13 protein-coding genes and 1 pseudogene are annotated in these 18,976 nt (G+C 72.1%); 8 read left to right on the plus strand and 6 right to left on the minus strand.

Translation table 11 applies throughout. The annotated features are described in order from the left end of the window. Positions 1-13: 13 nt before the first annotated feature. Positions 14-1,408, minus strand: coding sequence for an ATP-binding protein (locus IH45_RS0125525; protein ID WP_030672901.1), 1,395 nt, complete (start codon positions 1,406-1,408; stop codon positions 14-16). 87 nt (positions 1,409-1,495) lie between these two features. Further along, entirely contained in the window at positions 1,496-2,227 is a 732-nt protein-coding gene (locus tag IH45_RS0125530) for a MerR family transcriptional regulator (protein WP_030672904.1), read from the minus strand. A 501-nt stretch (positions 2,228-2,728) separates the two neighbouring features. Here IH45_RS0125530 and IH45_RS0125535 point away from each other — a divergent pair. Next, positions 2,729-4,225 (plus strand): amino acid permease, encoded by a 1,497-nt coding sequence (locus IH45_RS0125535; RefSeq protein ID WP_030672908.1) that lies wholly within the window; start codon positions 2,729-2,731, stop codon positions 4,223-4,225. A 75-nt stretch (positions 4,226-4,300) separates the two neighbouring features. Here the strand turns inward: IH45_RS0125535 and IH45_RS0125540 are convergent, their stop codons facing one another. Then, the gene (locus IH45_RS0125540) at positions 4,301-5,782 is read right to left on the minus strand and encodes an MFS transporter (RefSeq protein WP_234440668.1); all 1,482 of its coding nucleotides are present in this window, start codon (positions 5,780-5,782) and stop codon (positions 4,301-4,303) included. A 191-nt stretch (positions 5,783-5,973) separates the two neighbouring features. On the opposite strand from IH45_RS0125540, the gene IH45_RS0125545 reads away from it, so the two are divergent. Then, positions 5,974-6,795, plus strand: coding sequence for a CPBP family intramembrane glutamic endopeptidase (locus IH45_RS0125545; protein WP_234440669.1), 822 nt, complete (start codon positions 5,974-5,976; stop codon positions 6,793-6,795). Between the two features lie 4 nt (positions 6,796-6,799). On the opposite strand, the gene sph is transcribed toward IH45_RS0125545, so the two are convergent. Beyond that, positions 6,800-7,804 (minus strand): sphingomyelin phosphodiesterase, encoded by a 1,005-nt coding sequence (gene sph / locus IH45_RS0125550; protein ID WP_030672918.1) that lies wholly within the window; start codon positions 7,802-7,804, stop codon positions 6,800-6,802. Between the two features lie 386 nt (positions 7,805-8,190). Between sph and IH45_RS0125555 the strand changes: the two genes are divergently transcribed. Then, positions 8,191-8,613, plus strand: a complete 423-nt coding sequence (locus IH45_RS0125555; protein WP_030672920.1) for a hypothetical protein — start codon at positions 8,191-8,193, stop codon at positions 8,611-8,613. A 69-nt stretch (positions 8,614-8,682) separates the two neighbouring features. Here the strand turns inward: IH45_RS0125555 and IH45_RS0125560 are convergent, their stop codons facing one another. Next, positions 8,683-10,188, minus strand: coding sequence for a M1 family metallopeptidase (locus IH45_RS0125560; RefSeq protein ID WP_030672923.1), 1,506 nt, complete (start codon positions 10,186-10,188; stop codon positions 8,683-8,685). A gap of 112 nt (positions 10,189-10,300) precedes the next feature. Here IH45_RS0125560 and IH45_RS0125565 point away from each other — a divergent pair, with 112 nt between their 5' ends. The 3 genes from IH45_RS0125565 (at position 10,301) to IH45_RS0125575 (ending at position 15,619) form a co-directional block, all read left to right on the plus strand. Next, positions 10,301-12,388 (plus strand): Xaa-Pro dipeptidyl-peptidase, encoded by a 2,088-nt coding sequence (locus IH45_RS0125565; protein WP_078897779.1) that lies wholly within the window; start codon positions 10,301-10,303, stop codon positions 12,386-12,388. 109 nt (positions 12,389-12,497) lie between these two features. Next, positions 12,498-13,811: a M14 family metallopeptidase gene (locus IH45_RS0125570; protein WP_030672928.1), complete on the plus strand. Its 1,314-nt coding sequence runs from the start codon at positions 12,498-12,500 to the stop codon at positions 13,809-13,811. A 65-nt stretch (positions 13,812-13,876) separates the two neighbouring features. Continuing rightward, positions 13,877-15,619, plus strand: a complete 1,743-nt coding sequence (locus IH45_RS0125575; protein ID WP_050515178.1) for a BCCT family transporter — start codon at positions 13,877-13,879, stop codon at positions 15,617-15,619. A 64-nt stretch (positions 15,620-15,683) separates the two neighbouring features. On the opposite strand, the gene IH45_RS0125580 is transcribed toward IH45_RS0125575, so the two are convergent. Then, positions 15,684-16,673: an FAD-dependent oxidoreductase gene (locus IH45_RS0125580; RefSeq protein ID WP_030672935.1), complete on the minus strand. Its 990-nt coding sequence runs from the start codon at positions 16,671-16,673 to the stop codon at positions 15,684-15,686. Between the two features lie 185 nt (positions 16,674-16,858). Between IH45_RS0125580 and IH45_RS0125585 the strand changes: the two genes are divergently transcribed. Beyond that, the gene (locus IH45_RS0125585) at positions 16,859-17,905 is read left to right on the plus strand and encodes a hypothetical protein (RefSeq protein WP_030672938.1); all 1,047 of its coding nucleotides are present in this window, start codon (positions 16,859-16,861) and stop codon (positions 17,903-17,905) included. Between the two features lie 335 nt (positions 17,906-18,240). After that, positions 18,241-18,976: pseudogene (locus tag IH45_RS0125590) on the plus strand (FUSC family protein); the annotation flags it as partial.

Genomic DNA, 18,976 nt, shown 5'->3' on the forward strand with positions numbered 1-18,976 from the left:
CCCCGCTGCGCGGTCACCCCTGCCTGAGCCGCCACGCGGCACGCGACCCCGCCCGCCCCGGCACCGGTTCGATCTGCCCGGCGTCCCGCAGCCGGTGGAAGACCCGCTTCATCCGGTTCTCGGAGGCGATGCCGGTGAGCCGGCGCGCGATCCGGTTCGGGATCTCCGGGTTCGACCGCAGGTACTGGAGCACCAGTTCCTCGGGCCGGGCGAGCGGGGTGTGCTCCAGCACCACCACGAACGCGTTCGCCTCGACGAAGAACCGCGGCTCCTTGAGCTTCGCGGCCTTCATCGTGCTCAGCACCGTGTCCAGGCCCTCCCCGATGTCCTTGTTGGGGGCGTCCGGGTACTTGTTCAGCAGCCGCACGATCGTGGGGTTGCGCGCGAAGCGGTCCGTGAGCAGGTTGTCCGGCGTCATGTGACCGGGCAGCCGGCCCGGACTGCGCACTTCCACCCGGTTGTCGAAGACCGAGATCAGGATGTCGTCGGAGAGGTTGTAGTCCCGGTGGATCACCGCGTTGACGATGATCTCCTTCAGCGCCTCCGGCGGATAGGCCATCGGCGACAGCGAGCCGTCCGGGCCCAGCACCGGCACCGACTGGATGATCCGGGTCACCGCCGCCAGGGTCCGCTCGATCAGCGCCCGCGCCGGCCCGTCGACCGTCGTCGGCGCCGCTCGCAGGTGCCGGCGGTCCGGCAGCTGCTCGGCGGTCTCGTACCGGGCGATCTTGACCGAGCACTTCTTCGGTACGACGGCGGGCGGCTCGGCGGCGAACAGCACGGCGCCGGCGACGGTCGCCAGACAGCCGCCGCGGTCCACCAGGCGCTGCCGGCGCAGAAAGCGCTCGGCCGAGGTCCGGGGGCTGTACCGGCCGAGGAAGACGTGCAGCTCCTCCTCCTCGCGCAGCTCCTCCAGGCCGTAGTCGCCCAGCGGCTGGTCCTCGTAGGAGCGGGCACCCTTGGACAGCGACAGATCGGTGATCTGCGTGCCCTTCAGCCGCCGCGACTGGGCGCCGCGCCGCTGCGGCACCTCGCCGCGCGCCGTCCGGTGCACATCCGGGCTCTTGTGCACGGTCACCAGACAGGCCCAGCCCAGCTCCGGGCGGCCCGCGACGCGCAGGAACTCGATGTCGTACGGGACCGGCGGCAGCACCTGGTCGACCATGGCCTGCTGGACGAAGTTGGCGTCCTCCAGTGTGGCGAAGCCGCGCCACCGGGCGAGCCCCTGCCCGGTACGCGGGTCCTCGATGCCCACCATGAACTCGCCGCCCTCGGCGTTGGCCAGGGCGGCGGCGATGACCTGCACGACCGCCCCGCCGCTGCGGGCGCTCTTGAACTCCCAGAAGTGGTCTTCCTGCCGGCCGAGGAGGTCCGCCGCCTCGGCCCGGGAAACGGTGCGCCCCTCCACCCGCGGCCTCGTCTCGCTCGTAGGGCTGTGCCGCCCGCCCGGCCGCGCGCCGGACCGGTACCCACGCTATGCCCGCCGTGCGCGGGCTCACTCCTCGGCGTACGTCGCCCGCAGCTCCTCGCGCATGGACCGCTGGAAGGCCGTCACCAGGGCCTGCACCACCATCGGCTGCATGTGGGCGGAGAGCGACTTCATCGTCTCCACCTGCTCCGGGTCCGACTCGCGGGCCCGGTACGGGCCCCACACCTGATCGTGGAAGAGCCGGGTCAGCTCACGCGCCGCCGCGCGGGTGTGGTCCTGGACGACGGCGCGGGCGGCGAGCAGCGTCTCCAGCGATACGGGGACGTCCAGCAGCCGGATGCCCAGGTGGAGGACGGCCGGATCGACCCGGAACGCGTCCGGTTCCCCGGTCCGCTCCAGGACGTCCATCGCCGCCAGCCGGTCGATGTCGTCCTCGCTCAGCGCCCGGCCCGCGCGGCGCTCCAACTGGGCCCGGGTGGCCTCCTCGGCGGAGTCCGGCGACCAGGAGGCGACCAGTGCGCGGTGGATGGCCAGGTCGTGTTCGCTGAGGTCGTCGGGCAGCCGGGCGAGGTAGCGCTCGATGGCGGCCAGCGTCATGCCGTGGTGCTGGAGCTCCTCGATCAGCGCGAGCCGGGACAGGTGGGCGGCGCCGTACCGGCCGACCCGGCGCGGGCCGATCGCGGGCGGGGGCAGCAGCCCGCGGGTGCTGTAGAAGCGGACGGTCCGCACGGTCACCCCGGCGCGGGCGGCCAACTCGTCGACGGTCAGCGTCGGTTCTTCCCCGGTCCCGGTGGCCATTGCCGCGCCTCACTTCCCTCGCTGCGTCCGCGCGTCCCCGCGCCCCCTCGGTCCACCGCGTTCCGTGGCGCGGTCCGTGTTCAACAGTATTGCTGTCTCACCGACCCTGTGAAACCTCCCGGGACGGACGGGCCCCCGGGGGCGCAACCGGCGGTCCGCGGCGGTGGAGGCCGCACGTACGCCGGTCGAAGGAGGGAGGGAAGCCGTACGCGCACCGACGGCGATTTCCGGCCACCCCCGACCGGATCACATCCCCCGCGCCACTCTCCTGAGTGAGGGGCGATGACCGGAGCGTGGCGAATTGCTCGACTCGTGCAGATGACTTCCGTACGGCATTCCGGGCATACGGGGGTGAATTATTGGTGTCTTATACACGCTGTGATCCAGCACACAGACGAGGGGGCGCCTCTGGGGGAAGGTGTGCCGTCGGCCGGACTTCGCGTGACCCGTGGGGCCGCCGTCGGCTCCATCGCCTGCCCCCGAAAGCGAGATGAACCAGCTGTGAGCACGGAAACCGTCCAGGAACACGCCCACAGGCCACCGGACGGGGGGAAGGCCGGATCCGCGCAGGACGCGGGCGACGCCGGATACAGCAAGGCCCTCAAGGGCCGGCACATCAACATGATCGCGATCGGCGGGGCGATCGGCACCGGCCTGTTCCTGGGCGCCGGCGGCCGGCTCGCCTCCGCCGGGCCCGCGCTGGCCGTCGCGTACGCCGTCTGCGGCCTGTTCGCGTTCTTCGTCGTACGGGCCCTGGGCGAACTGGTGCTGCACCGCCCCTCGTCGGGCTCGTTCGTCTCGTACGCCCGTGAGTTCCTGGGGGAGAAGGGCGCCTACGTCGCGGGCTGGATGTACGTCGTCAACTGGTCCACGACCGGTATCGCCGACATCACCGCCATCGCGCTCTACACCCACTACTGGAGCCTGTTCACCGCCGTCCCGCAGTGGGTGATGGCGCTGATCGCGCTCGCGGTGGTGCTGTCCATCAACCTCATCTCGGTGAAGATCTTCGGCGAGATGGAGTTCTGGTTCGCGATCATCAAGGTCGCGGCGCTGGTCGTCTTCATGTTCATCGGGATCTTCCTGCTGGCCACCCAGCACCCGGTCGGCGGCAGCACCCCGGGCCTGAGCCTGATCACCGACCACGGCGGCTTCTTCCCGACCGGCCTGCTGCCGGTGGTGATCGTGCTGCAGGGCGTGGTCTTCGCCTACTCCGCCGTCGAACTGGTCGGCGTCACCGCCGGTGAGACCAGCGAGCCGGAGAAGGTCGTCCCCAAGGCCGTGAACTCGATCATGTGGCGGGTCGGCGTCTTCTACGTCGGCTCGGTCGTCCTGCTCGCGCTGCTGCTGCCGTGGAACAAGTACACCGGCTCCGAGAGCCCCTTCGTGACGGTGCTCTCCAACGTCGGTGTGCCGGCCGCGGGCGACGTGATGAACCTCGTGGTGCTCACCGCCGCCATGTCCAGCCTCAACTCGGGCCTGTACTCGACCGGCCGCATCCTGCGCTCGATGTCGATGGCCGGCTCGGCGCCGAAGTTCGCCGGCCTGATGAACCGCAACCAGGTGCCGTACGGCGGCATCATGCTCACCTCCGCGGTGTGCGTGCTGGGCGTCGGGCTCAACTACCTGGTGCCCGGCAAGGCGTTCGAGATCGTGCTGAACATCGCGGCGCTCGGCATCATCAGCACCTGGTGCACGATCATGATCTGTCACATGGTCTTCGTCCGCCGCTCCCACGCGGGCCTGGTGGAGCGCCCCCGCTTCCAGCTGCCGGGCACCCCCGTCACCGACATCGCGACCATCGTCTTCCTGGTCGGCGTGATCGTCCTGATGGCCTTCGACAGCGAGGGCGTGGGACGGCAGACCGTCATGCTGGTGCCGGTCATCGGCGCGGCGCTGGTCGTCGGCTGGTTCGCGGTCCGCGGCCGGGTGAGCCGGATCGCGGCCGAGCGCGAGCAGGCCGCGGCGGCCGGCCCGGGCACGCTCGACAAGGGCTGATCAAGGACCGTACGTACAGGAAAGGGCGGTCGCGTGGATCTCACGCGGCCGCCCTTGGCCGTACCTGCGGAAGACTCAGCCGCCCGTCGCCCCGTCCGCCTGCGCGGCGCGGTCGGCCGCGCGCCGGATGACCGTGGTCAGCACGGTGACCACACAGGTCAGCGCGACCGAGACCAGGGTGGTCCACATGGCGGCGCGGGCGTGGTCGGCGGTGTCCGGCGCGGTGCCGGCCAGGGCGAAGAAGGCCGCCCCGATGACCGCCACACCGGCGGCGCCGCCGAACTGCTGGGCGGTGGTGAGCACCCCGGCGCCGGTGCCGGCCCGCCGCGCCGGCACCCGTACCAGAGAGGCGCCGATCAGCTGCGGGAAGGTGAGCCCGTTGCCCACCCCGGCCACCGCCATGGTGAGGACCACCCAGGGCAGCGCCCCGCGGTCCGGCTGCAGAGCGAGCACGAGGGTGAGCGCCGACAGGCCGGTGACCGTGATGACGCTGCCCAGTTGCAGGATGCGCAGACCGTAACGCTGCACCAGCGGGCGGCTGAGCAGCGAGCTGCCCGCGAAGCAGACGCCGGTCGGCGCGAAGGCCAGCCCCGCCGCGAAGGGCCCCAGCCCGAAACCGCCCTGGAGCAGCAGCGTGAGGGTGAACATCAGGCTCGCCCAGTACGCCATGAAGGCGGCCTGGGTCACCACGCCGGCCAGGTAGGAGCCCTCGCGGAACAGCGTGAGGTCGAGGACCGGGTCGCCGCCGCGGGCGGTCAGCGTCCGCTGCCAGTACACGGTCGCCGCGCCCACCGGTACGGCGGCGCCCAGGCACAGCCACGTCCAGGCCGGCCAGCCGGCGGTCCGGCCCATCGCGAGCGGTACCAGGACCAGGCCGAGCGCCAGCGCCACACCGCTCGCGCCGGGAAGGTCCAGCCGGGCCCGGCGGGCGGGGCGCACCGCGGGCAGGTACCGCACCGCCACCACCGCCGCGGCCACGCCGATCGGCACATTGACCAGGAACAGGATCCGCCAGCCCAGCCCCAGCACATCGGCGTCCAGCAGCAGCCCGCCCAGCACCTGGCCGGCGACCGACGCCGTGCCGCCGGCGACGCCGTACCACGCCATCGCCCGGCCCCGGGCGTGCGCCGGGAACGAGGCGGTGATCGTGGCGAGCACCTGCGGCACCATCACCGCCCCGGCGAAGCCCTGCAGCAGCCGGGCGCCCACCAGCTGGCCCGGGCTGACCGCGATCCCGCACAGCAGCGAGGTGACGGCGAAGGCGGCCAGGCCCGCGACGAACACGCGCCGGTGGCCGAACAGATCGCCCAGCCGGCCACCGGTGATCATGCCGCTGGCGTACGCGAAGGCGTAGCCGCCGACGATCAGCTCCAGCGCGGCGGGCCCGGTGTGCAGATCGTGTTCGAGCGAGGGGGCGGCGACGTTGACGACGAAGAAGTCGAACTGCGCCATGAACCACGCGGACAGCAGGACGGTGAGCAGCGGCCCCGGGCGCGGGGCTGCGGTGGGGGAGGGCCGTGTGGGGGCCGTGCGTGGATCAGCTGATATCTCGGTCACGAACCATCAGCCTGAACCCATCATGCCCAGGATGCAAACGCCCGCCGGGCCGAGCGCCTGCCCCTCAACTCCACGGCGTGTGCTGTCCGGTGACGGGGCAGTTGCCCCCGGGCAGGGGTGTACCTGGGTACACCCCTGCCCGGAAACAAGACCCAGTGGCAGCGGCTCCGCCAGAGGGCATCGTCAATGTCATGCGAATGAAACCTGTCGACATCAAGGCGGTGGCCCTGTACCTCACCGTCGCCTTCCTCGCGGCCGGAGCGCTCGGCGCGGTCCAGCCCGCGACCGGGATACCCGCCCAGGTCATCCAGCTGACACAGTTCGGGCCCGCGATCGGTGTCGGACTGGCCGCGCTGCTGTGGCCGTCGCGGGTACGGGAACTGCTCGCCGGCTCCGGACCGGGCGGAAGCGGCCGGGGAGCGCTCCTGCTCGCCACCGCACCCGCGGTCATCGCGCTGAGCGTCGGCGCCCACACGGCACTCACCGGGGACGCCCGGTTCACCCGGCCGGACGCCCCGTTCGCGCTGATCGCCGTGGCGCAGCTGGTCGGCGCGTGCGGCGAGGAGATCGGGTGGCGCTGCTTCCTGCAGCCGCTGCTGCGCCCCCGCTTCGGCCCCCTGACGACATCGGTCCTGGTGGGCGTGGTGTGGGGTGCCTGGCACGTGCAGATCTTCGCGAAGCACCCCCTGTACGCGGCGGCGTTCGTCACGATGGCCGTCTCCATGTCGGTCGTGCTGGGGTGGGCCCTCGAAGGGACGCGGGCCGTCCGGCTGCCGCTTGCGGGAGGCTTCCACGCCCTGATCAACCTGGGCCTGCTGCTGTTCCTGGACGAGGAGTCCGGCGCGGTGCTGCCCATGGCGCTGTTCGGCGCGTCGTGCCTGGTCGCGGCGGTGCTGTGGACGTGGGCGAGCACCGGCCGCGTGCGGTCGGCGGCGCCGGCGCGGGCCCGCACAGCCGGCCGCTGCTCCCCGTACCGCGCGGTGGCCGGCCGGCCCGGCCGGTGGAGCGGCTGACCGGTCACCCGGCGGCGCCCACCACGGGGTAGTGGTCCGAGAGGTTGGTGTAGGTGTATTCCTTGCCCCAACTCGACACCGTCCAAGGGGCGGACCGCTCCTTGACCACCTCGTTGCGCCAGGTGGCGGGCCGGGCGTGACCGGCGCGGTGCAGGACGTGGTCCAGGTCCTCGCGCGGGTCGTCCGGGTAGCGGTATTTCGCCACCGAATTCTCCCGGGTGTCGAAGGAGTACGGGTGGCCGGTGCGCGCGTCGGCCGCCACGAGGCCGGCGTCGGCGAGCATCGAGGGGAATTCGGGGCTGCGGCTGTCCACGTTCACGTCACCGGCGACCATGACCTGTTCGTCCGCCGGAATGTGCTTGGCGTCCAGAAAGGCGTCGATCTCCTTGAACTGCCGGGACCGGACCGCCGCCGCTTCCCCCGCCTTGCAGCCCGGATCGGTGGACTGGGCGTGCGTGCCGACCACGTGCACCCTGGCGCCGCGCACGTTCAGCACCGCATAGGCGAAACCCTTGTTGGACCAGGAGTCGGAGCCGCACGCGTCCTTGAAGACGTACTGCTCCTTGCGGATCACCGGCCATTTGCTGAGCACGGTGACACCGCCGTCCTCGGGAGTGGCGGCGGAATACGCGCCGCCGGTGGCGTCCCAGCCGCTCTTCGCGCGCCCGACGACCGGCGTCTGATACGGATACTGCGCGGCGGCCGCCGATTTGAGCGCGTCGGACGAGGAATTGTCGAAGGCTTCCTGGAGCACGACGACATCCTGGCCGCGGAAGAAGCCGGCGGCGGGTATCGCCGCGGCCCGGTGGTCCTGCCCCCAATTCGGGTAGAGGCTCTTGCTCATGAGGAAGACGTTGTACGAGAGCACTTTCACCGCGGGAGCGCCGGCCGGGGCCGTGGCGGCCGACGCCGCGGGGGCCGTGGCGACGAGCGTCGTCGCGGCCAGTACGGCGGTCAGCGTCGCGGCGGACGCGGCGCCGTGGAAGCGGCGGGGGCTGCGGTGCGGCATGGAATCTCCCGGTCGGGTGGGGGTGGGGTCGGGTGAGCCGCCGCACAGTGAACCAGGCCCGCCAACTTGTGAGTAACCTCCGCGTGATGCCGAGATGCACAAAAGGTGGCGGGTGAGGCGCAGGCGATGGTGGGGGATTTCCCGCGCCGCCGCCGCATTTCGGTCGCTCTCCACCAGGTGTTCCGGGCCCGGCAGCCGCGCGGAAGCCGTCGGTCAGCCGGTCGGTTCCGACCTGCCCGGAAGAACGCGGGCCGAAAATGCCGCCGTCCGGCAGCCGGCACCGACGGGAGGCATGGACAGGGCTCCGTGACGGTCGTAAGCAGGAAAGCGGTCAGCCCAATCAAGGCAGCTGCCGTGCCCGCCGCGGCAGGGAAAGGGGGGCCGCCATGGCGGTCGACATCTCCCCCGAGAGCCGCTACTACATGATCATCAATGATGGCAGCGGCCGGGGGATCAGCCGGGAACCCTATATGAACTGGGACTACTGCCTGCTGGCGAACGACAACGGCAACAAGGGTTACCCGGTGGTCTTCCACACCAAGGGTGCGGGTTTCAGCATCGAGATGACATCGAGCAACTGGGGCGGATACCGCTATCTGCAGGCCGTCACAACCGGTGTGAAGCTGGTCCAGGAAGGCGACGCGCACGTCTGGGAGCCGGAAGCCCGGGAGAAGGGAGCCGTGTTCAAGACCTTCGGTGCCTACATGGTGTACGGCTCGGAGACCGGCAAGTCGTGGATCGCGGTCGCCGCCAGCATTCTCCCCAACCTGGGCAGGGATTTCGCCTTCTGGAAGCTGGAGAAGGCGTGACCGTCACGTACGGGAAAAGGGGTCCGGTGCAGCCGCACCGGACCCCTCTTCACATCACCGCCGCACGGATCAGTGTCCGTGGTCGTGCACGTGGTTCGTCGCCTGGATCGACTTCCAGGACTTCGGCTGGACCGGGGCCTTGGCCGGGGCGGCCGACCGGGCGCCGAGGGCCTTCTTCGCCGCCGGGGCCGCGGGCTTGGACGGCTGGAACAGCCAGGTGTCGAAGAACCCGGCGAGCGGCTTGCCGGTCTTGCGCTCGGCGTACGTCACGAAGTCGCGCACCGAGGCGTTGCCGTACTTCCGGTCGGTCGGCCAGGACTTGAGGAGCCCGAAGAAGGCCTGGTCGCCGACCTCGTTGCGCAGCGCCTGGAGGGCGAGCGCGCCCCGGTCGTAGACCGCGCCGTGGAACTGGTTGTCCGGGCCCGGGTCGCCCGGCTTGACCGTCCAGAACGGGTCGTCGGCCGGGTGCTGGGCGTACACGTAGTCGGCCAGCTCCTGACCGGTGCCCTCGCCCTCCTTCTCCGACCACAGCCACTGGCTGTAGCGGGCGAAGCCCTCGTTGACCCAGATGTCCTTCCAGTCCTTGACGGACACGCTGTCGCCGTACCACTGGTGCGCCAGCTCGTGCACCACCACGGAGACGTTGGTGCCGTTGGCGAACGCCTCCTTGCCGTAGAACGGGCGGGTCTGCGTCTCCAGCGCGTACCCGGCCTTCACGTTCGGGACATAGCCGCCGACGGAGTTGAACGGGTACGGGCCGAAGACCGACTCCAGCCACTCCGTGACCTCGGTGGTGCGCTCGATGCTCGCGCGCGCCGAGCCCTCGTAGGAGCCGAGGTCCTTGCTGACGGCGGTGATCACCGGCAGGCCGTTGGCCGTGGTGTCCTTGGTGACGTCGAACTTGCCGACCGCGAGCGTGGTCAGGTACGTCGCCTGCGGCTTGTCCGAGCGCCAGTTGTAGCGCGTCCAGCCGAGCTTGGAGGTCTGTGACAGCAGGACGCCGTTGCTGAGCGCCTGGTTGCCGTCCGGCACCGAGACCGAGATGTCGTACGTCGCCTTGTCGCTGGGGTGGTCGTTGCTCGGGAACCACCACACGGCGGCGTCCGGCTCCTGCGCGATCACCCCGCCGTCCGGCGTGCGGTGCCAGGCGGAGTAGCCGTCGATCTTCAGCTCGGACGGCTTGCCCGCGTAGCGCACGACGACGCTGATCTGCTTGCCCTTCGGCAGCGGCGCGGCCGGGGTGACCTCCAGCTCGTGCTTGCCGGAGGTGGCGAAGGAGGCCTTCTTGCCGTTGACGCGTATCTCGCTGACCTTCAGGCCGAAGTCCAGGTTGAAGCGGCTGAGATCCTGCGTGGTCGTGGCGAGCAGCGTCGCCGTGCCCTCCAGCAGGTCCGTCTTCGGCTGGTACTTCAGACGCAGGTCGTAGTGGGAGACGTCGTACCCGCCGTTGCCGCTCTCGGGGTAGTAGGAGTCGCCCGCGCCCGGAGCGCCGGGTGTGTAACTGGCCGCGGAAGCCGGGATCGCCAGCAGCAGGCTGAGGGCGGCCGCACCCGGAACGATGAGTCTGTGACGCACGAAATCCTCCATCTTGTAGGGGAGGTGAGCCCGTTCGGGTCGTCATCTCTTCAGATGCTCAGACCCTATGTACTCGGAAGCCGCCCGTCATGTCCATGGCCGCATCTGACACATGACCGACATCAGCACGTCACAGGCTGATCGTCACCGCCCGGCACGACCGCCCCCGCGGACACTTCCGTCCCCTCGCGCACTCTTACGCACAGGAGTTCCCCCGCGCTACCGTCCGCCCGTGACCAATCGCGCGCGGATCACCCGCATCCCCTGGAAAGCGCTCGTGACGGCGGTCGTGGCCGCCCTGCTGTCCTCGCTCGTCGGCCCGGTGTCCGCCGCACGGGCCGCCCCCGCCGAGTCCAGACCCGTGTACTCCTACGACCGCGCGATACGCGAATCGGTCTGGGTGGACACGCGGATCGACGGCGACTCGGACGGGCGGACCGACCGGGTCGCCGTCGACATCGTGCGGCCCCGCGAGCCGGCGCAGCAGGGCCGCCGGGTCCCCGTGATCATGGATGCCAGCCCGTACTACTCCTGCTGCGGGCGCGGCAACGAGAGCCAGAAGAAGACCTACGACAGCGCCGGGCGGCCGGTGCAGTTCCCGCTCTTCTACGACAACTACTTCGTGCCGCGCGGCTATGCGGCCGTGCTGGTCGACCTGGCCGGCACCAACCGCTCGGACGGCTGCGTGGACGTGGGCGGGCGCTCCGACATCCAGTCGGCGCGCGCCGTGGTCGACTGGCTCAACGGCCGGGGCCGCGCCTACGACTCCCGTACCGGCGGCAAGCGTGTCACCGCCGGCTGGTCCAACGGCGACACCGGCATGATCGGCAAGAGCTGGGACGGCACCATCGCCAACGGTGTCGCCGCCACCGGCGTCGAGGGCCTGAAGACCATCGTGCCGATCGCCGCCATCTCCTCCTGGTACGACTACTACTTCGCCAAGGGCGCCCCGCTGTACAACTCCGGCCCCGACCGGCTGGCCGACCGGGTCGAGAGCCCCGAGGCCCGACTGCGCTGCGCGGGCATGCAGAAGAAGCTCGCCGAGGGCGCGCCGCGCACCGGCGACTGGACCCGGCTGTGGACCGAGCGCGACTACGTCAAGGACGCGGAGAACGTCACCGCCAGCGTCTTCGCCGTCCACGGCATGCAGGACCTCAACGTCCGCACCAAGCACTTCGGACAGTGGTGGGACGCGCTCGCCGACAACGGCGTCGAGCGCAAGGTCTGGCTCTCCCAGACCGGCCACGTCGACCCGTTCGACTTCCGCCGTACGGACTGGGTGCGGACCCTGCACCGCTGGTTCGACCACTACCTGATGGGCTACGAGAACGGCATCGACGAGGAGCCGATGGCCGACATCGAGCGCGCGCCCGACCGGTGGACCACCGACCGCGTCTGGCCCGCCGCCGGCACGTCGGCCACCACCGTACGGCCGCGCAACGGGACCGCTCCCGGCGTCGGCGAACTCGGCACCCGGCGCGCGCCGCACGGCGCCACCGAGACCTTCACCGACGACCCGCGCCTGAACGAGGCCGACTGGGCGGCGCAGATCGACACCCCGACGCCCGCCAAGGCCGGGTTCACCACCGGGCCGCTGGCCGAGCCGCTGCGGCTGTCCGGCTCCGGCAAGGTGACCGTCACCGCCACGCCCAGCACCTCCACCGCCCACCTCTCCGCCGTCCTGGTGGACCTCGGCCCCGACACCATCCGCAACTACGGCGCCGCGGGCGAGGGCATCACCACCCTCGCCGACCGCACCTGCTGGGGCATGAGCACCACCGGTGACAGCGCCTGCTACAAGGAGACGAAGGCCGACACGGTCCAGGTCGGCCACACCGTCTTCAGCCGCGGCTGGGCCGACCTGGGCAACTGGGCGAACCCGGGCAAGGGCCGCCCGCTGACCCCCGGCAAGCCCTACACGATCACCCTCGACCTGGCCGCCAGTGACCACGTCGTCCCCGCCGGGCACCGGCTCGCGCTCATCATCGCCGGCACGGACGCCGACCTGATCGACCCGCCGTCCACCACCCCGCGGCTCACCCTCGACCTGGCCCGCACCGCCGCCCGCCTGCCGGTCGTCGGCGGGCACAAGGCGCTGGCCGCCGCCACGGCCGGCACCGGCGGACCGGCCCGCGTTGCCCCGGCGCCGCTGACCGGCGTCGAGCCGTCCGTACCGAGCCGCATCCCCGGTACGCGCTGACGGCACGGCGGGGCCGGGGCCACGCGCTCCGGCCCCGCCGTACCGCTCCCGGCGCGGCGCGCCTTCCTCCACCGTTCGCCCCACCGACCGACACCGGAGGCACCCCCTCGTGAAACCTTTCTCCCGCCGCCTCGCCTTCTCGGCGCTGGCCGCCGCGCTCACCACGACCCTGCTGGCCTCGGCGCCCGCCGGGGCGGCCGGCCCGGACCTGCCCCGTACCGGCTTCGAGACCAGCAAGGGCGCCCGCTGGACCACCCAGCCCGAGGAGCAGGACTTCCTCGCCGCCGTGGACCGGGCGAGCGACCGGGTCCGCACGGACCGGATAGGCACCACCGCGCAGGGCCGCCCGATTCGCCTCGTACGGATCGGCGCGCCGGCGCCCAGGAGCGCCGACGCCGCACGGCACGGCAACACGGTGCTGCTCATCTGCTCCCAGCACGGCGACGAGCCGTCCGGGCGCGAGGCGTGCCTGTCCACGGTCCGCGACCTCGCCTTCGCCGGTGACCGCGCCACCCGGCGCTTCCTGGAACGCACGAACGTGCTGGTCGTGCCGACCGCCAACCCGGACGGCCGGGCCGCCGACACCCGCGGCAACTCCGCCGGGGTGGACATCAACCGCGACCACCTCGCCCTGAAGACCGCCGAGGCCCGGGCGATGGCCGCCGTACAGCGCGACTACCGCCCGGACGTCGTCTACGACCTGCACGAGTACGGGCCCACCGTGCCCTACTACATGAAGGACCTGCTGTCCCTGTGGCCGCGCAACCTGAACACCGCGGGCGCGGTGCACCGGGAGTCCGTCACCCTCTCCGAGCGGTACGTCCGGCCCGGGGCCGCCGGGGCGGGCTTCAGCACCGGGATCTACGGCATCTGGACCGACCCGGAGACCGGCGAGCCGGTCAAGCAGGTGGCCGGTGACGGCCAGGAGCGCATCCTGCGCAACACCGCCGGGGTGAAGAACTCCGTGGGACTGCTCGTGGAGACCCGGGTCGACGCGCTGACCGATGCCGAGAAGGCCGATCCGGCGGTCAACAACCGCCGCCGGGTCACCTCGCAACTGGCCGCCCTGCGCGGACTGTTCGATTTCACCACCGAACGCCGGCCCCGGATCGAGTCCGCCACCTCCCGCGCCCGGCTGGCCGGTTACGCCGACCGGGGCCCGGTATACCTCGGCGGCGCCGACAACGAACCGCCCGCGGCCGGGAAGATCCTGCGTGACCCGCCGTGCGCCTACCGCCTCGACAACCGGCAGTATGCCCAGGTCAGGGACGAACTTGCGCTGCACGCGGTGGCGTTGCGCCGGGACGGCAAGGGCGGTGCCGTGGTCCCGCTGCGCCAGTCGCTGCGCGCGCTGATACCGCTGCTGCTGGACGGCCGGGCCGAATATCACCTTACGGCCGCGACTCCGCTCAAGGGCTGCTGAACGCTTCCCACCGTGTGGTAGGGGGTAACGGACAGGGAAAATCCGGCCAATTGAAAGGTCGACACGTGTCGGAAACAGACAAGGACACGGGCGGCGGGGGAGGTGCGCCGGTCGTCGCGGACCTCCCCGGCGCGCCGCACCGCACCGGCCCTCCGCAGACCGACCGCGTGGTCTTCGGCGTCACCGCGCTGCTCACCATCGCCTTCATCGTCTGGGGCGCCACCTCCACCGAGTCGCTGAAGAGCGCCTCCTCGACGATGCTGGACTGGATCATCAAGAACGGCGGCTGGGCCTTCGTGCTCTCCGCCTCCGGTTTCGTGGTCTTCGCGATCTGGCTGGCCGTCAGCAAGTACGGGCGGATCACGCTGGGCAAGGAGGGCGAGGAGCCGGAGTTCCGTACGGTGTCCTGGGTCGCGATGATGTTCAGCGCGGGCATGGGCATCGGCCTGATGTTCTACGGCGTCAGCGAGCCGCTGGGACACTTCGGCACGCCGCCCCCGGGCACCGACCCCAAGGACGCCGCGCAGGCCATGGACACGGCCATGGCCACCACGCTCTTCCACTGGACCCTGCACCCGTGGGCGATCTACGCGGTCGTGGGGCTGGCCATCGCGTACAGCTGCTTCCGGCGGGGGAGAAGGCAGACGATAAGCGCGGTGTTCACGCCGCTGATCGGCGCGCGGCGGGCCAACGGCTGGGGCGGGCAGGTCATCGACATCCTCGCCATCTTCGCCACGCTCTTCGGTTCCGCCGCCTCCCTGGGGCTCGGCGCGCTCCAGATCGGCAGCGGGATCAAGGTGCTGGGCTGGATGGACAGTGTCAGCACCACCCTTCTGGTCGTGATCATCGCGGTGCTGACCGTCGCCTTCGTCCTGTCGGCGGTCTCCGGCATCGCCCGCGGCGTCCAGCTGCTGTCCAACATCAACATGGTGCTGGCGCTGATCCTGGCCGTCTTCGTGTTCGTGGTCGGGCCGACCATCCTCATCCTGAACATGCTGCCGACCTCCGTCAGCACCTTCATCGGCGAGCTGCCGCAGCTCGCCGGGCGTACGGAGGCGAGCAGCGGCGACCAGGTCGGCGACTGGCTGCGCAGCTGGACGGTGTTCTACTGGGCGTGGTGGATCTCCTGGACGCCGTTCGTGGGCATGTTCATCGCCCGGATCAGCCGCGGGCGCACCATCCGGCAGTTCATCGGCGGGGTGATTTTGGTGCCGAGCGTGGTGAGCCTGCTGTGGTTCGCGGTGTTCGGCAGCTCGGCCATGCACCTCCAGGACACCAAGAAGCTCTCCGGCGAGAGCACGGCGGAGGGGCAGCTCTTCGACGTGCTGCACCAGTACCCGGTGGCCACCGTCACCAGCATCCTGGTCATGATCCTGGTCGGCATCTTCTTCGTCTCCGGCGCGGACGCCGCGTCCATCGTCATGGGCACGCTGTCGCAGAAGGGCTCCTTCGAACCGGCCCGGCTCGTGGTGGTCTTCTGGGGCGTGGTCACCGGCGCGGTCGCCGCGATCATGCTGCTGATCGGCGGCGGGTCGGGCGACGCGCTCACCGGACTGCAGAACCTGACGATCCTCGTGGCGGCGCCGTTCACCCTGGTGATGATCGCGATGTGCTGGGCGCTGCTGAAGGACCTGCGCCGCGACCCGCTGATCGTCCGCGGGCAGAAGGGCGAGGAGGTCGTCGAACTGGCCGTCATCGCGGGCCACGAGCGCTACGACGGCGACTTCGAGATCCGTATCGGGCCGAACAACGGCGCCCGTGCGGAAGGGGCCGGTACGGGGGCGGCCGCCGAGGAGGGCACGCCGTAGCGGCGGCCGTGTGGGCGATCCATGGTGATCCATGGAGAGGGCCGGTGGACCACCGGCCCTCTTCTCACGCCGTGCCGCCCCCGGCCAGGCGCACCACCTCGTCTGCGCAGCCCCACGCCACCGTCACCCCGGCCCCGCCGTGCCCGTAGTTGTGCACGCACAGCGCGCCGCCGGGCAGCCGCTCCGCTTCGAGCCGTACGGAGGTACGCGCCGGGCGCAGCCCCACCCGGTGGGCCAGGACGCGGGCGTGCGCCAGCTTCGGGTGGACGCGCGCGCAGCGCTCCACGATCGCGCGGGCGGTCGCCGGGTCCGGCTCCCGCGACCAGGCGCCCTCGCGTGCCGTACCGCCGAGCACCACGCCGTACGGCTGCGGCAGGATGTACGTCGTGGTCCCGGCGTGCTCGCCGGCCGACCCGAACCACTCCGCGATGCCGGGGTTCTCCGCGATCACCAGCTGTCCCTGCACCGGGTGCACCGCCACGTCCGGGACCAGCTCGCGGGCGCCCAGCCCGGAGCAGTTGACGACCGTGCCGGCCTCCCGCGCCGCCTCCGCGAGCGAGGTGAAGGGCCGCCGCTGTACCGTGCCGCCCGCCGCCGCCAGCCGCCGCTCCAGGTATCCCAGGTGCGACGGCATGTCGACCAGCGGCATACGCGCGCGCCACCCCGAGCCGTAGCCCGGCGGCAGCTCGTCCGGCGTGGCCCGCCGCAGGCCCGGCACGGCCGCGTGCCAGCCGTCCGGACCCGCTTCCGGACCCGCTTCCGGTGCCGCGCCGGGCTCGTCGGCCATCGTGCCGGTGACCATCCGTACGCCGGTCTCCGCCGGGCGCTCCGCCAGCTCCGCGAGCACGTGGAAGGAGCGTACGGACCAGGCCACCGCCCGGTCCTCGGGCCGCACCCGGTAGGGCCAGCACAGGCCCCCCGCCACCGCGGAGGTGGTGTCCCGGGCCGGATCGCGGCTGACGACCCGCACCCCGCGCCCGCCCTCCGCCAGCGCGACGGCGGCCGTCAGGCCGAGCACCCCGCCGCCGATCACGATCACATCGCTCGTCGTCATGTTCAGGACGCTATCCGCTGCGTCCGCCGGGGGCGACGGGTGCGGCGGGGCGGCGGAAGCCGGAAGCCCGGAACGGCCGGTGCGTACCGGCGCGAGGAGAATGCCGGAGCGATACGGAATGGACGGCTCCAAGGTATTTGCCGGAGCCGGGCACTTGCCACCGGATGCGTGGGGATACTCAGGACATGTCTGCGCACCACGCGACTTTCGGACTGGCCCCCGCGACGCGCGCCGGCGCCGTGCTGGCCGACGGCGCGTACGAAGTCCACCGCGACTTCTGGGACTTCATCGTGGACGGCAGACCGCTGCTGCTGCGCCTGGCGGACCTCGACGCGGTCTCCCCGCTCGCCGCCGACCTCGGCCCCTCCCTGTTCACCGCGCATGTGCGGCGGCTGCTCCTGGAGGAGGACGCCCCGCTCGCCGACGGGCGCTACGTCCTGTACGGCTGCCCGGAGTGCGAGGGGCTGGAGTGCGGCGCGGTCACCGCCGTCATCGAGCGCGACGGCGCGGACGTCGTGTGGCGGGACTTCGCCTGGCAGACCGGGGAGCGGGCGGACCTGCGGCGCGACGGCTACCCGGGCGTCGGACCGTTCCGCTTCGACGGCGCGCAGTACCGGGCCGCGCTGGAACGCCTGCTGTCCGACGGCGGCCCGGCGCACGGCGCGGCGACCGCCCGGCGGGTCCTGCTGGTCGGGCAGCGGGTCGCGCTGCCCGCCCGGCTGGCCGCCGCGCTGCGCGGCATCGGCATCGGCGCGGAGATCACCCGGGACGCGGCGGGCGCCTCGCCGGACGAACTGCGGTCCTACGGGGCGGTGGCCTTCGGCAGCGCGGTGGGCGAGGCGGAGCGGGCCGCGGTGCGCGCCGCGTTCGCGGCGGCGGGCTCCTCGGCGGTCTTCGTGGACCTGCCCGTACCGGTCGTCCCGCTGCTCGTCGCACGGATCGAAGAGGCCCTGGACCGCTGCCCGGAGGACCAGCGGCGGCTGCTCCGGCTGGCCGCCGCGCGCGGCGAGGTCACGGTCGGGACCGCCGCGCCGTGCCGGGTCACGCTCACCGCGTACCGCGTGGACCGCCTCTCGCGCACCCGGACTGCCGAGCTGTTCACCGGGCAAGTGGAGGCGGGCACGCACCGGTTGCCGGTGGACGCGCGGGCGACGAAGGGCACGGCGTACGTCGTCGCCCGGACGGGCGGGAGCGTGCTGGTGGCGGAGGTGGTGGGGATGGCGGGGGAGTAGGACGAGTAGGACGAGTAGGAGGAGCGGGGACGGGCAGGCGGGGGCGGGGCCGGGCGCGCGGCGGGTGCGGGCCGGAGGCCGGGTGCGCACCGGGTCACTCGTTCGGTACGGCTGAATGTGATCTTGACATCCCCGTAACCCGCACGTCCCGACGCGTACAAACGGGACCTTAAGCTGGAGGTCAGCACCGTCGGCCGATGACGCCCCTCGGACACCCGCCCCCGATCCGCGTACCGGAACCCGCCCAGCCCTCTGCCGGGCAGTACGTCCCGTTCCATCCGGGTACGTACCTCTACGTTTCCCGTACACCGTCATCCGCCGTACCAAGGAGGCCCATGCCCCGCGCCCCGCGCGCCGTGCCCACCTGGCTCGCCCACCCCCTGCGCTGGCAGCGGCTGCCCGTCCCCTGGGCCGCCGTGGTCCGCGGCGCGCTGTGCGCGGGCCCGCTGCTCGCCGCCGGTGTGGCCACCGGTCATCCGGCGGCCGGTGTGCTGGCGGGGCTCGGCTCCATGCTCGCGGGCGTCAACGACCGGCCCGGCACCCGGCGCCGCGGCATCGTGCACATCGGCCTGCCCGCCCTCGCGTCGGCCTTCGGCATGCTGATGGGCGCCACGCTGCAGACGGCCGGCGCGGGCTGGTGGGTGGTCCCCGCGCTGTTCGCCGTCGGCTTCGTCTCGGGCGCGGGCAGCGTCGCCGGGCCGGTGCGCTCCAACGCGGGCATGCAGATGCTGGCCAGCACCGTGCTCGGCGCGGGCATGCCGCTGTCCGGCGCCCCGTGGCTCAAGGCCCTCTACCTGCTGGCGGGCTGCCTGTGGCTGCTCCTGCTGCGCCTGGTGTTCCACCCGCCCCGCCCGGCCGGCGGGCCGCTCAGCGGTGAGCGGGCGGCCGTAGCCACCGTCTTCGACGCGCTCGCGGACGCCCTCGCCGCCGTCGGCGGGCCGGGCGCCGAAGCGGCCCGGCGCCGCCTCACCGCCGCTCTCGACCGCGCCGACGAGGCTCTGCGGCTGCGCCGCCTGCTGCGCCGCCGGCCGCGCCCGGGCGAGCGGCTGCTCGCCGAGCGGCTGGGCGGCG

The organism is Streptomyces rimosus subsp. rimosus, assembly GCF_000720725.1.
In the GTDB taxonomy this organism is placed as follows: Bacteria; Actinomycetota; Actinomycetes; order Streptomycetales; family Streptomycetaceae; genus Streptomyces; species Streptomyces rimosus_A.

What these genes read in the sequence shown, in the direction of transcription:
- IH45_RS0125530 (WP_030672904.1), bottom strand. Translation starts at nt 2,227, where the DNA reads ATGGCCACCGGGACCGGGGAAGAACCGACGCTGACCGTCGACGAGTTG.
- IH45_RS0125545 (WP_234440669.1), top strand. Translation starts at nt 5,974, where the DNA reads ATGCGAATGAAACCTGTCGACATCAAGGCGGTGGCCCTGTACCTCACC.
- sph (WP_030672918.1), bottom strand. Translation starts at nt 7,804, where the DNA reads ATGCCGCACCGCAGCCCCCGCCGCTTCCACGGCGCCGCGTCCGCCGCG.
- IH45_RS0125555 (WP_030672920.1), top strand. Translation starts at nt 8,191, where the DNA reads ATGGCGGTCGACATCTCCCCCGAGAGCCGCTACTACATGATCATCAAT.
- IH45_RS0125565 (WP_078897779.1), top strand. Translation starts at nt 10,301, where the DNA reads ATGACCGACATCAGCACGTCACAGGCTGATCGTCACCGCCCGGCACGA.
- IH45_RS0125580 (WP_030672935.1), bottom strand. Translation starts at nt 16,673, where the DNA reads ATGACGACGAGCGATGTGATCGTGATCGGCGGCGGGGTGCTCGGCCTG.
- IH45_RS0125585 (WP_030672938.1), top strand. Translation starts at nt 16,859, where the DNA reads ATGTCTGCGCACCACGCGACTTTCGGACTGGCCCCCGCGACGCGCGCC.